Consider the following 13,402-nt stretch of genomic DNA (forward strand, 5'->3'; position numbering starts at 1 on the left):
TTGGAGCCGTTCTTATGGACCTACATGATGAATGGATTTATTCTTCAAGAAAATACATCAATTTTGATAAGTAGAAATGGTAAAAACATTGTATAGCATTTTACACAGGAGTCTGGACTTGACTAAAACAGCAGTAAGATTATTTTCAATTAGAAAATTTCTCACTGCTGTTCTTTTTATTTACTCTAAAGGAAAGCCATTAAACCAATCAATAGTTTATAATTTAATTGGTTTCACATTGTCTACAAAGTTAATCATACATATGCTATATCCAGTTAATTATTTAGATTCTTTTCTGAATTTAGGAATGAATAAAGCTAACATACCTAATAACGCATATAAGCCCCACCATGATTGGCTTGAAGTTGTTTCTCCAGTTTTTGGTAGCATTTTAGATTGACTAAGTTTGTTTTCTTTCGATGGTGTGCCGGCTTTTTCTTTTGTTTTCACTGTTTTATCTACAGTTTTATGAATATCACTCGGCAGATGTTCAGTTGTTTTTTTGTCAGTAACTTTGTCTGTATTATTATAATTTTGTTTCACTACGTCAAGCTTTGCTGCTTTTCCATTATGATTATTTTTATCGGCAATATGATTCAGCTGTATGACTTTGTCTTTATTTTTATTAGAGTCTTTATCAGTATCGACATTCGATGACATACCAACGCTATTATCGGCACCTTTATCCACATTTCTATCAGTATCTTTGGCAATTTGAGTATCCATTTCTTTTAAATCATACTTATCGAAGTGATTATTATCCGACATATCGGATAAATGATCAACATCATGTTGCACATCTTTATCAATATTATTATCAGCATCTTTAACCACGTCAGAATCTGGTTCTATCACATCTGCTTTATCAGACGCATCTTTAGGATTTGTTGCAGTGCTGCTATTTTCAGCTACATCTGTATCAGCAACCTTACCTTCTTGTCCTGTTTGTACATTTAGCGGTTCACTCGTGTTATTTTGTGATGTATCATCATCTTTTGTATTGATATCCTGATTTATAATTCTGACATGATATTGACCTTCATAACCAATGTTTGCCACAACGACTTTAACAATCGCATTGTAAACTGCTTTGTCAGGTATATATGGGAAAATCAACGTTCTAGAATTATTTTTAGGATCTTTAGAAACAGTAGTGACACGTTTACCTTCTACAATTAAATCTTTCCAGTAACTGTCATCCTTTGTTTTCATCACTACATATTTTTGACCATTTAAAGTTGCTGTATAGAATGGATGTTCAACAAAGCCGTCCATAACTGACTCACTATTTTCTTCACTTTCAAAAACAACAAAATGCGCTTCTTGTACATCTGTTAATTGATCATTTGTAGGTGTAACATTTTCAAATTCCGTCACTGCTGATTTAACCTGATCAGCTAACTCTACTCTAGTTTGATCTAATTTCTTTTTATATTCCGCCTTATATTTTTCCGGCAATTTCTCTTGTAATTTTTCTAATTCATAAACTTGTCTTTCTAACGTTTTAGCTTTGTGATACGGAGCTAATAATTTTTGTAAATTGTATGTTTCCTCATCCACATAGTCGTCTGGGTTATTAGTAATAGGCTGTGCAAAGACCATTAGCGTATAATCATAGTCTTCATGGATGTTCTCACCATATTCAATAGATGACACAATTTTAACTTCTCTCGTACCATTAGATACTGGGAAACGAATATAGGCATAATCTTTATCAGAATCATATGATACTAATTCGACTGGTAACTTTTTGTCACCTTCATAAACTTCAAATTTCTTCCATGTTGAAGCAGTCTTTAAACCTAATTCAATTATTGGTCCTGTTTTTGTAAAAATGACAGTTGCTGGTTCAACAGTACTAGCATAATGATAGAACTGTCTTTCACCTTTATCATTTTTCATTTGAAAATCAATTGGTCGCCAATTATCAGCTGTATGTTCTTTATCGATGATAGCCGGGTTTTTAATTGCATCTTGTAGTGATTCATCTGCTGGTGGATACTGTTGATTAACATCCGACTGATTACTTGACTCATTCGTTTTATCGTTAGTATTACCATTAGAATTTGTTTCATGAGCTGGTTGGCTTGACGCTTGATCTGCATTCGCTGACGATTTTGGTTGTGCAGGTTGACTCATATTTGTCGTTGCCTGCGGTTGATTATTAGCATTGTTGATCGTTGATGTATTTTGATTAGATGTATTCGTGTTTGTTTGATTACTTGCGTCTGAACTTGATTGATCATTCGTTACTACTGCATCATTTGTATCTGATTTCACAAGTGAAGGATCGTTATAAATAGGTTTAGCAAATACTAATTTAGTATAATCATAATTTGTTTCTTCTCCATCATCAATTTGAGTCGAAGAAACAATTTTCAATTCTTGTGTGCCATCTGAAACTGGGAATCGAATATAGGCATGGTCTTCTGGTACAGGACTATATGATACAAGTCTCACTGGTAATTTTTGATTGTTTTCATAGACTTCAAACTTTTTCCATGTTGAAGCAGTATTGATGTCTAATTCAACTTCTGCTTTCTTTTTAGTGTAATACACATCTGCTGGATCTTTGATGCTGAAAAAGTGATAGTATTGCGTTTCATTGTTTTTATCTAATAATTGGAAATTGACTTGTTCTCTTGGACCTATATCATGTTCTTTATTTTCTAATGCAGGATCTTTAATTGCATCTTTAAGTGATTCATCCGCTGCAGGATAGGTTTTCGCAGTGTTTGCTGGTTGCGTAGCAGGTTGTGTTTGATTTGTATCCTTTGGTGGCTGAGTTGTAGTTGCATTATTATTTTGATTTTCCGAGATTTTATCTGAAGTATTTGTATTTTCTGCTGCTTGTGCTTGATGTTGAGAAGTAATTAAAAATAGTGTACTGACAATGACCGATGCAACGCCTAGAATTGATTTTCTAATAGAATAGAAAGACCTTAATTTTGGGTGATGTTTGTTCATGTTGTTAACAACTCCTATAAGATTATATTTAATTGATAATAATTATCAATATCAATTATTAGTGTTAATTGTAGCGCATCCCAATTAAATATTGCAACCTATTTTATTATTTTTTTTAATATGGAATATTCATTGCATCGCTTTCCTATTCTTCAAGCCCACTTTTTATCTTCATATACATTAATTAACCACCTTCAAACATTGTCGTTAGATTCGCCAAATTGAATCTATTTTTAGCACAGCAAAAAACCGAACTGCTGAAATAATGCATCTCCAACAGTCCGGTCTATTAAACTATTTACTTATCTTTATTAAACAATTGACATGATTTATTAGAATAACCCAATTGCATGACCATCATCAGTAACATCCATGTTTAATGCTGCTGGTTTTTTAGGTAAACCAGGCATAGTCATGATTGCACCTGTCAACGCTACGATAAATCCTGCACCTGTTTTCGCTTCTAATTCACGAATTGTAATTTCAAATCCTGATGGTGCACCTAACAACGTTTGATCATCTGAGAATGAATATTGTGTTTTCGCCATACATACTGGGTAATTATCCCAACCATTTTCTTTAAATTGTTTTAATTGTTTTTGCGCTTTACTGCTAAACGTTACTTTTGAACCGCCATAGATTTCAGTCACAATCTTTTCAATCTTTTGCTCTAATGGTAATTCTAATTCATATAAAGGTTTAAATGAATTAGGTTGATCAATGACTTCTAATACTTCATTTGCTAAGTCAACGCCACCTTTACCACCTTTTTCCCAAACTTCAGTTAAGGCAATTCGTACGTTATTTTCTTTAGCCCAAGATTTTACATATTCTACTTCTGCATCGGTATCATGTATAAATGCATTAATTGCAACAACCGGTTCTACACCGAATTTTTTAATATTATTAACATGACGCTCTAAATTAACAATTCCTGCTTTTACTGCTTCTACATTTTCTTCTTTTAAATTATCTTTCGCTACACCACCATGCATTTTTAACGCACGAATTGTCGCAACAACAACGACAGCTGCCGGATCAAATCCTGCTTCACGCGCTTTAATGTCCATGAATTTTTCAGCGCCTAAGTCTGAACCAAATCCAGCTTCCGTTACAACGATATCAGCTAAATCACGTGCTGTTTCAGTTGCTAAAATTGAGTTACAACCGTGTGCGATATTCGCAAATGGTCCACCATGAACTAATGCTGGTGTCCCTTCAATTGATTGTACTAAGTTTGGTTTAATTGCATCTTTTAAAATCATTGCAAGTGCACCTTGCACTTTTAAATCTGCAACTGTAACTGGCTTGCGATCTCTAGTATAACCAATAGTAATACGACTAATTTTATCTTTTAAGTCTTTAATACTTCTACTTAAACATAAAATCGCCATAATTTCAGACGCTACTGTAATATTAAAGCCATCTTCACGTGGTACACCATTTGTAGGTCCACCTAACCCAACATTTACATGTCTAAGTGCACGATCATTCATATCTAATACACGTTTCCATTCAATACGTCTTTGATCGATTCCTAATTCATTACCTTGGTGAATATGATTATCTATAAACGCAGACAATGCATTATTAGCAGTTGTAATCGCATGGAAATCCCCATTAAAATGTAAGTTGATATCTTCCATAGGTAAGACTTGCGCATAACCACCACCAGTCGCACCACCTTTAATACCAAATGTTGGTCCTAAAGCAGGCTCTCTTAATGCAACCATAACGTTTTTATTTAACTCATGGAATGCATCAGCTAAACCAACTGTAACCGTTGATTTACCTTCACCAGCTGGTGTTGGGCTCATCGCAGTTACTAAAACAACTTTCCCTTTGTTTTCTCTTGGCGTAATTTTATTAATGTCGATTTTAGCTTTGTAATGACCATAAGGTTCTAATGCATCCTCTGAAATACCTACTGATGCAGCAATATCCTTAATTGGTTGTAGTGTTGATTGATTCGCAATATCTAAATCTGATAAATGAGTCAACTTTTTTCGCCCCTTTTTGTTTAATTTATGCATTTATAATATGTAAGTTGTAGCTAAGAAATTTTTACTTACATTCATATAATAACGAACTGTTAAAAACTTGTCGACTAAATCGGGTTAGCGCTTTCATTTTTGCAATAAATTCACTTATTAAAGTTTTGTATTATACAACTTTTAGCGCTTGATACTATTGATAACTATATTTTTCTATTATTTAAAATAGTCATATTCCAAAGATCATATTAAAAATAAAAAGCAATATAAAGATATGCCATTATTGTTATGTCATCATTTTCAAATGCTTTCTACGAAATGATATGACACAAGTTAACAGCTCTTTATATTGCTTATCATAAAGTAAACTAATATTTAAACATTAACATGAAATATGTTGTATCCCTTTATTCTTCGAAAGAAATCTTCAATAACATTCATGTCATTATTCCATTGTACTTAAATCCCCTGCATCTAAATTTAATTCCCAAGCTTTTAATACACGTCTCATAATTTTACCTGAGCGTGTTTTAGGTAATTTATCTTTAAATTCGATTTCACGTGGTGCTGCATGTGCCGACAAACCTTCTTTAACAAATAAACGAATTTCTTCTTTTAATTCGTCTGTTGGTTCATATCCTTTTCTCAGTGCAACAAACGCCTTAATTATTTCACCGCGAACCGGATCAGGTTTACCAATAATTCCTGCTTCGGCAACTGCTTCGTGTTCAACCAATTTAGACTCAACCTCAAATGGTCCAACTCGTTCACCAGCTGTCATAATTACATCATCAACACGTCCTTGGAACCAGAAGTAACCATCTTCATCTTTATATGCCGAATCACCAGATACATACCAGTCTCCAATAAAATATGACTTATATTTTTCTGGATTCTTCCAGATACGATACATCATTGATGGCCAGCCTTTTTTTATAGCAAGGTTGCCCATTCGATTTGGTGGTAATTCATTACCTGCATCATCGATAATTGCAGCTTGAATACCAGGTAATGGTTTGCCCATTGAGCCAAGCTTGACGTCCATCGTTGGATAGTTAACAATCATATGTCCACCTGTTTCTGTCATCCACCAAGTATCTAACACCGTTAAACCGTATACTTTTTTCGCCCATTTTATAACTTCAGGATTTAAAGGCTCACCTACTGATAGAATCGAACGTAACGATGACAAGTCATATTTCTCAACAATATCGTCACCAGCACTCATTAACATTCTTAAAGCTGTTGGTGCCGTATACCAAATCGTCACTTTAAAATCTTCAATCATACTATACCACTGTTCTGGTGAAAAGCGACCACCAGCTATACAATTTGTAGCGCCATTTAACCATGGTGCAAAAATACCATAAGATGTTCCTGTAACCCAACCTGGATCTGCTGTACACCAATAAACATCATCTTCTTGTAAATCTAATACATATTTTCCAGAAATATAGTGCACTAACATTGCTTGTTGAACATGCAATACACCTTTAGGTTGCCCAGTAGAACCTGATGTATAATGTAAAATCAAACCATCATCCGACTTTAACCATTCAATGTCAAATTCATCGCTAGCAGTTTCCATCAAACTAATGAAGTCTATGTAATTGTCTTCTACATCCTCATCTACGACAACAATTTTTTTCAAGTTCGGTAATTTATCTACAGGTACTCGAGGTAACAATGCCTTATTAGTAATTAACACTTTAGCTTCACTGTTCTCTAATCTATCCGCAACTGCCTTTTCCATAAATGCTTCAAATAACGGCCCAACAATTGCACCAATTTTTAAAACACCTAACAACGCAAAATATAGTTCAGGTGTACGCGACATAAATATAAATACTCTGTCACCTTTGTCAACTTCTGCATGTTCAGACAAAACATTCGCTGCTTTATTAGATAACCGTTGCATATCTTTATAAGTATACGATTCTTTTCTGTACTCATCTTTGTAATTTAACGCTATTTTATCCCCTAATCCTTGATCTACATGCCGATCTATACATTCATATGCCATGTTCATTTTTCCAGTTTCACTCCAAGAAAATGCTTGTTCTACGTCTTTCCAATCAAAAGTATTATATATTTCTTCATAATCTTTAAGGTTATGTTTACCTTGCGCTCCTTTATAAACTTCGACTTTCATTTGAAACTCCCCCTTTGTTATGTGAAAACGCTTTCTTTCTCAATATTATACATAACATTTCTAATTATTCAAAATTTTTACTTTTATCCTTTTTCTAGTATTAATTATTGTAAATTTTCTATATAATGAATTTAATACAATCACGACGTCGATTGAGGAGTTGAAAATATGAATCATTTAAAGACGTATCAATCCGAAGATTATTACATTCATGACAAGCAATTTGTTATTGAAGGTCCTTTAACATACGAAGATTTGAAAGCGCTTACTTTCGATGCGCATTTAACCGCATTTAGAGATGCTGAAGATCAGTATGAAGCTTTGTTAGAAATTACAACATTACCAGAAGGTAGAATTTATGTTGCTCGCCAAGATCAACTCATTGTGGGTTATGTCACTTTCCACTATCCTGATGAAATTGAGCGCTGGTCTACAGGTAACCTTCCATATTTAATCGAATTGGGGGCAATTGAAGTCAGCATCAATTTTAGGCAATTACATCTTGCAGAAAAGCTAATACAACTTAGCCTTTCTACACCAGAATTCGAGGATTATATCGTTATAACTACTGAATATTACTGGCATTGGGATTTAAAAAATTCAAAGTTAGATGTATTTGACTATAAAAAATTAATGCAGCGGTTAATGGCAACTGGTGGACTTGAAATATTCGCTACAGATGATCCAGAAATAACAAGTCATCCAGCTAATTGTTTAATGGCAAGAATTGGCAAAAATATTACATTAGAACAGCAACAAGCGTTTGATGATATTCGTTATATGAATCGGTTTTTCTTTTAATTTTTGGAATATCGGAGGGATTATATGCAACAACATTCATCAAAAACTGCATATGTTTATTCAGATAAGTTATTACAATATCGATTTCATGACCAACATCCCTTCAATCAAATGCGTTTAAAATTAACAACAGAGCTACTTTTGAATGCAAATTTATTGTCTCCAGAACAAATAGTACAACCTAGAATTGCAACAGATGACGAATTAATGTTAATTCATAAATATGATTACGTCGAAGCAATTAAGCATGCTTCACATGGCATTATCAGTGAAGATGAGGCTAAGAAATATGGATTAAATGATGAAGAGAATAGTCAATTTAAGCATATGCACCGCCATAGTGCCACAATTGTTGGAGGCGCTTTAACTTTAGCAGATCTTATTATGTCAGGCAAAGTATTAAATGGTTGTCACTTAGGTGGTGGATTGCATCACGCTCAACCTGGTCGAGCTAGTGGTTTTTGTATATACAATGATATTGCAATTACCGCACAATACTTAGCTAAAGAATACAATCAACGCGTTTTAATCATAGATACCGATGCACATCATGGAGATGGTACACAATGGAGTTTCTATGCCGATAACCATGTTACTACTTATTCTATCCATGAAACCGGAAAATTTCTTTTCCCAGGCTCTGGTCACTATACTGAGCGCGGTGAAGATATCGGCTATGGACACACTGTAAATGTCCCACTTGAACCGTATACAGAAGATGCATCATTTTTGGAGTGTTTTAAATTAACAGTTGAGCCTGTCGTAAAGAGTTTTAAACCTGATATTATTCTAAGCGTAAATGGTGTCGATATACATTATCGTGATCCACTAACTCATCTAAATTGTACGTTACATTCATTATATGAAATTCCATATTTTGTAAAATATTTAGCTGATTCTTATACGAATGGAAAGGTAATTATGTTTGGTGGCGGAGGCTACAATATTTGGAGAGTCGTACCACGTGCATGGAGTCATGTATTCTTAAGTTTAATTGATCAACCAATTCAAAGTGGTTATTTACCGTTAGAATGGATTAATAAATGGAAACATTATTCATCTGAATTATTACCTAAAAGATGGGAAGATCGTTTAAATGATTATACCTATGTCCCCCGCACAAAAGAAATTAGTGAAAAAAATAAAAAATTAGCTTTACATATAGCGAGTTGGTACGAATCTACTCGTCAATAAGTAACCTAATCTGCAACGATTTTAAAAGATAAATAAAAGGCATTCTTCCAACACCCATATAATTTGGGTCGTTAGATGAATGCCTAATTTTGTGAATTTATTTTGTAGTTCCTCGGTATTCAATTCTGTGAGGTAAAACTACATTTGGTTCTTCTATCTTTTCATCGTTCATATATTTTGTTAATAAGCGCATCCCTACTGCACCGATATCATATAATGGTTGAATAACACTAGAAAGTTGTGGTCTAACCATCTCAACTAATCGTGTATTATTGAAACTAATAATTTGTAATTCCTCTGGAACTTTAATACCAGCATCCATTGCACTATGCATAATACCAATTGCTTCTTCGTCGCTGATACATAAAATGGCATCTGGCAAATTGCCTTTCATTTTGGCAAAAGCTTTTACGCCTTCTTTATAACTTTCAGCACCAGAACAATTCAATGTATCACCTAATTGAAGGCCATTTTTATTTAACACTTCAGTTAAACCTTCTAAAACATCTTCTTGAGCTTTTTTAGAATGTTCTCCACCTACTAAAGCAAATGATTTAGCGCCTTTTTCAATTAATTCTCCCGTAATTTCTTTCGCAGCTTCAGTAAAATCAATATTAACTGATGCTATATGTGCATCCTTACCATTTGTTCCTGATACTACTACAGGTACAGATGATTGATTTATCAATTCTTTCATTTCTTCAGTAATTGTACCACCAAGGAAAATAATACCATCAACCTGTTTACTTAATAAGTTATTAAAAATTTCTTTTTCCTTTTCAGGATCGTTATCTGAATTTGAAATAATTGAGTGATATTTATACATTGTTGCAATATCTTCAAGTCCACGAGCAAGTTGTGAATAATAGATATTAGATATATCTGGAATGATCACACCTACTGTTGTTGTCTTTTTACTAGCTAAACCTCTAGCAACAGCATTTGGACGATAATTCAAACGCTTAATGACTTCGTTAACTTTATTTTTAGTTTCTGCTTTAACATTTTGGTTCCCATTAACAACACGCGACACTGTGGCCATAGAGACACGCGCTTCTCTTGCTACATCATATATAGTAACTGTCATAATTTCCTCCTTGTAAACGTTTTATTCATTATAATAACATGTTTTCATTTCATTTTCATAGTTTACCATATTTTAATTTACAGTAACATATTTTTGTTTGGAAAAATTTAGCGAAAAGCTTGAAATAAAAACAAACGCTAAATGATAACGAACGATATATTTTAATTTTATATAAACTTTTTTCATTTTTAATTGTAATGTTTTGAGAAAGCCTTTTCAAATATCAATTGCATTTGTTGAAAAATGTTCACATTTCAGCAACAAATGTGTGAATCTATTATATTTTACAGATAATTCATAGTTATAATTTTAATTACTGCTATCAGTCATAATCTTTAATAATTGTGAAATTGAACAAGTGTCGAAGTATTATAACAATCGTTAAGTGCAGTATACCTTTATTTCTATACAAAAAATAATAGCCACTCTAAAAGTAATATACTCTTAGAATGGCTGTAAGTTTAAAATTGTCGATTCAAAGATAATATTCTACTTCAACATGACATATTAGTTAAGTAGTCTATAGTTTCCTTGGAATATTATTTTAACTTTTTAGCGTTATATAAATCAGCTAAAGGCTTTAATTCATCATAAAATGCTTGGAATTCATCTAAATCCATTTGTTGACCCGCATCACTAAGTGCAACAGATGGATCTGGATGCACCTCAGCCATAACTCCATCAGCACCAACTGCTAATGCTGCTTTCGCAGTTGGTAACATGATATCTTTACGACCTGTACTATGCGTTACATCTACCATGACTGGTAAGTGTGTACCTTGTTTTAAAATTGGTACTGCTGAAATATCTAAAGTGTTACGTGTCGCCTTTTCATAAGTTCGGATTCCACGTTCACATAAAATAATGTTTTGATTACCTTGTGAAGCAATGTATTCAGCTGCATAAACAAACTCTTCGATTGTAGCAGATAAACCACGTTTTAATAGAATAGGCTTTTTCGTACGGCCAGCTTCTTTTAATAACTCGAAGTTTTGCATATTACGTGCACCAATTTGGAATACGTCTAAATACTCATCAGCCACTTCAAAATCATTTGGATTTACGATTTCGCTGACAACATTTAAATCATATTTATCTTTAATCTGTTTAAGTATTTTAAGTCCTTCAACACCTAGGCCTTGGAAATCATATGGTGATGTACGTGGTTTAAATGCACCGCCACGAATAAATTTTTCACCTTTAGCATGTAAGTTTTTAGCAACAGCTTCAACTTGTTCAAATGATTCAACTGAACATGGCCCAAATACAAATGATTTATTGCCGTCTCCAATAATGCCCCCATTATCAAATGTTACAATCGTATCTTCAGGTTTCAACTTACGTGATACATATAAATGTTTTTCATTTTCAGATTTTTGTAAATCTGTAGAGGCTTTGAAAATTTCTTTAAATAATTGCTTAATAGTATTATCGTTGAATGGTCCTTTGTTACTATCGATTAAGTCGTTAAGCATTTCTTTTTCACGTTGTGGATCATAGATACGTGTACCTTGTTTTAATTTTTCTTCCCCAATTTTTTGTGCTAGTTCACCACGTTTAGATAATAAGTCTAAAATTTGATGATTCAGTGATACAATCTCACTTCTGTATGATTCTAATTTATTACTCATCCTTACTCACCTCTACTAATTATTTCAAGTATATTCCACTTTAAAGCAATAAAATATAATGTTAAAAAATATTCTAACAATATCATATGTATAGTTCAACCCTAAATTGACAGAAAATAATCAATTTTCTAATTATATGATTCGAGACTGACATTTCGATTTTCTCAGTCATTATTGGAAAGTTATATTCTATATTGATATTTATTAGCAAATGTTAATCAATTAAATAAGTGTCATTATTATAGCTTATTTTGAGTCAACATTACTGCTTTTAAGAAAAATTTTCGTTTCTATCTTCTATTATAAATCTAAAATTCTCATACATTCAACCTAACGCTTAATAAAAATTAACAACCTTTGTCTTTGTATATTAATATAAATCTATAGTGAACATCACTCACCAACACATTCAGCTATATTTAAATTAGTGAACGTCATTGTACCTTCTAAGATTCATTGTTTATTTGATTATCGAATATTTTTCCATCTTCAGCTTAAAATGTGCAATATCACTATTGTAATCTAACGATGTTACAAACAACATAAATACATGGAATGATCGCGTTGCCTTTCAAAATAAACTGATGATATCAAAAAAGGTAAGCACTTGAATGCCTACCTTTTATTTTGAAATTCAATTTTTAAAAATATAATACATAGCTTACTGCTATGATTGATTATTAAACGATTTTAGTAATCTTAGTCATTGAATGTACGTTTCTCTATTTTACTATTAGCTTTTTCAACTTTAGCATTTGGCGTTTTTGATGCATTGGATGATTTAGCATTTGTTGTTTTTGAATTCTTATTACTAGTTTGATTATTCTTTTGAGTTGACTTACTTGAACTACTTTGTTTCTTTGCACCTTGTGATGATTTCTTATTATGTTGCTTTTTCTGACCTGAAGTTTTATTTGTAGATGCTTTTGATGCATTTCGTTTATTTGAAGGTGTTGTTTTTTTAGATTGTTTACCTGATTTCTTGTCAACAGCTGTATTATTAGTTGTTTTTTCATCAGCTTTACGTGTAATAACACCATTTTCAAATTTAGCTTCTTTTTGTTTAACAGTGTCTTTATTATCTATATTAACTGTCTCTGACTCTGATACATCATTCTTTTTAGTAACTAATTGAGGAATTTCTTTCAAGTCATTTTTAGCAACTGGTTTTTCTGCAAATAACGCTTCAGTTAATTGACTCTCTTTTGAACCTGGTGTTAATTTAGCTTGCTTCTGTTTTGCAGCGTTTGCTAATCTTTCAGCTTGTGACTCTTCTTTCGATACCTTTAATGCCACTGCTTTTGATTCTTCATTTGATACAGCTACACTTTTATCTGTTTCTGCTTGTGCTTCTCTTTTAGCTTCTTGAATCTCTTGTGCCTCTTGTGATGTATCACTTAAATTATTTGCACTTGCTTCTTCTTTTATTGCTGCTTGTTGTGCTTTTAATGCCGCTGCTTTTGATTCTTCATTTGATACAGCTGCACTTTTATCTGTTTCTGCTTGTGCTTCTTTTTTAGCTTCTTGAATCTCTTGTGCCTCTTGTGATGTATCACTCAAATTATTTGCACTTGCT

Annotated in this window: 10 protein-coding genes and 1 pseudogene (1 of these 11 cut by a window edge); 3 read left to right on the forward strand and 8 right to left on the reverse strand. The window is 32.8% G+C overall.

Going from position 1 to position 13,402, the window contains the following annotated elements; translation table 11 throughout:
- Positions 1-279: 279 nt before the first annotated feature.
- Entirely contained in the window at positions 280-2,967 is a 2,688-nt protein-coding gene (harA, locus tag IDG66_RS01740; RefSeq protein ID WP_001032759.1) for a haptoglobin-binding heme uptake protein HarA, read from the reverse strand.
- On the opposite strand from harA, the gene IDG66_RS01745 reads away from it, so the two are divergent.
- On the forward strand, positions 2,966-3,055 hold the full coding sequence (locus tag IDG66_RS01745) for a hypothetical protein (RefSeq protein WP_000927785.1): 90 nt from the start codon (positions 2,966-2,968) through the stop codon (positions 3,053-3,055). The genes harA and IDG66_RS01745 overlap by 2 nt on opposite strands.
- A 244-nt stretch (positions 3,056-3,299) precedes the next feature.
- On the opposite strand, the gene IDG66_RS01750 is transcribed toward IDG66_RS01745, so the two are convergent.
- Positions 3,300-4,967 (reverse strand): formate--tetrahydrofolate ligase, encoded by a 1,668-nt coding sequence (locus tag IDG66_RS01750; RefSeq protein ID WP_000149412.1) that lies wholly within the window; start codon positions 4,965-4,967, stop codon positions 3,300-3,302.
- Between the two features lie 439 nt (positions 4,968-5,406).
- The gene (gene acsA / locus IDG66_RS01755) at positions 5,407-7,113 is read right to left on the reverse strand and encodes an acetate--CoA ligase (protein WP_000862075.1); all 1,707 of its coding nucleotides are present in this window, start codon (positions 7,111-7,113) and stop codon (positions 5,407-5,409) included.
- Positions 7,114-7,281: 168 nt separating this feature from the next.
- Between acsA and IDG66_RS01760 the strand changes: the two genes are divergently transcribed.
- Entirely contained in the window at positions 7,282-7,914 is a 633-nt protein-coding gene (locus IDG66_RS01760) for a GNAT family N-acetyltransferase (protein ID WP_001016005.1), read from the forward strand.
- A 24-nt stretch (positions 7,915-7,938) separates the two neighbouring features.
- A complete protein-coding gene (locus tag IDG66_RS01765; protein WP_001184010.1) occupies positions 7,939-9,108 on the forward strand; it encodes an acetoin utilization protein AcuC in 1,170 nt (389 codons plus the stop codon).
- A gap of 97 nt (positions 9,109-9,205) precedes the next feature.
- On the opposite strand, the gene ccpA is transcribed toward IDG66_RS01765, so the two are convergent.
- The 5 genes and pseudogenes from ccpA to IDG66_RS01790 all read right to left on the reverse strand — a co-directional run.
- Complete coding sequence (gene ccpA / locus IDG66_RS01770) at positions 9,206-10,195, reverse strand: catabolite control protein A (RefSeq protein ID WP_000219066.1); 990 nt, start codon at positions 10,193-10,195, stop codon at positions 9,206-9,208.
- Positions 10,196-10,267: 72 nt separating this feature from the next.
- A complete protein-coding gene (locus tag IDG66_RS01775) occupies positions 10,268-10,381 on the reverse strand; it encodes a hypothetical protein (protein ID WP_001788994.1) in 114 nt (37 codons plus the stop codon).
- 353 nt (positions 10,382-10,734) lie between these two features.
- Positions 10,735-11,826: a bifunctional 3-deoxy-7-phosphoheptulonate synthase/chorismate mutase gene (locus tag IDG66_RS01780; protein WP_000066378.1), complete on the reverse strand. Its 1,092-nt coding sequence runs from the start codon at positions 11,824-11,826 to the stop codon at positions 10,735-10,737.
- A 460-nt stretch (positions 11,827-12,286) separates the two neighbouring features.
- Positions 12,287-12,370: a hypothetical protein gene (locus tag IDG66_RS01785; protein WP_031789490.1), complete on the reverse strand. Its 84-nt coding sequence runs from the start codon at positions 12,368-12,370 to the stop codon at positions 12,287-12,289.
- 155 nt (positions 12,371-12,525) lie between these two features.
- A pseudogene (locus IDG66_RS01790) lies at positions 12,526-13,402 on the reverse strand (hypothetical protein); it runs 625 nt beyond the window's last position.

Source organism: Staphylococcus sp. EG-SA-18 (genome assembly GCF_017151825.1).
Lineage (GTDB): Bacteria > Bacillota > Bacilli > Staphylococcales > Staphylococcaceae > Staphylococcus > Staphylococcus aureus.

Coding starts and splice junctions, on each gene's coding strand:
- IDG66_RS01745 (WP_000927785.1), top strand. CDS start 2,966: ATGTTGTTAACAACTCCTATAAGATTATATTTAATTGATAATAATTAT.
- harA (WP_001032759.1), bottom strand. CDS start 2,967: ATGAACAAACATCACCCAAAATTAAGGTCTTTCTATTCTATTAGAAAA.
- acsA (WP_000862075.1), bottom strand. CDS start 7,113: ATGAAAGTCGAAGTTTATAAAGGAGCGCAAGGTAAACATAACCTTAAA.
- IDG66_RS01760 (WP_001016005.1), top strand. CDS start 7,282: ATGAATCATTTAAAGACGTATCAATCCGAAGATTATTACATTCATGAC.
- IDG66_RS01765 (WP_001184010.1), top strand. CDS start 7,939: ATGCAACAACATTCATCAAAAACTGCATATGTTTATTCAGATAAGTTA.
- ccpA (WP_000219066.1), bottom strand. CDS start 10,195: ATGACAGTTACTATATATGATGTAGCAAGAGAAGCGCGTGTCTCTATG.
- IDG66_RS01775 (WP_001788994.1), bottom strand. CDS start 10,381: ATGAAAAAAGTTTATATAAAATTAAAATATATCGTTCGTTATCATTTA.
- IDG66_RS01780 (WP_000066378.1), bottom strand. CDS start 11,826: ATGAGTAATAAATTAGAATCATACAGAAGTGAGATTGTATCACTGAAT.
- IDG66_RS01785 (WP_031789490.1), bottom strand. CDS start 12,370: ATGTTGTTTGTAACATCGTTAGATTACAATAGTGATATTGCACATTTT.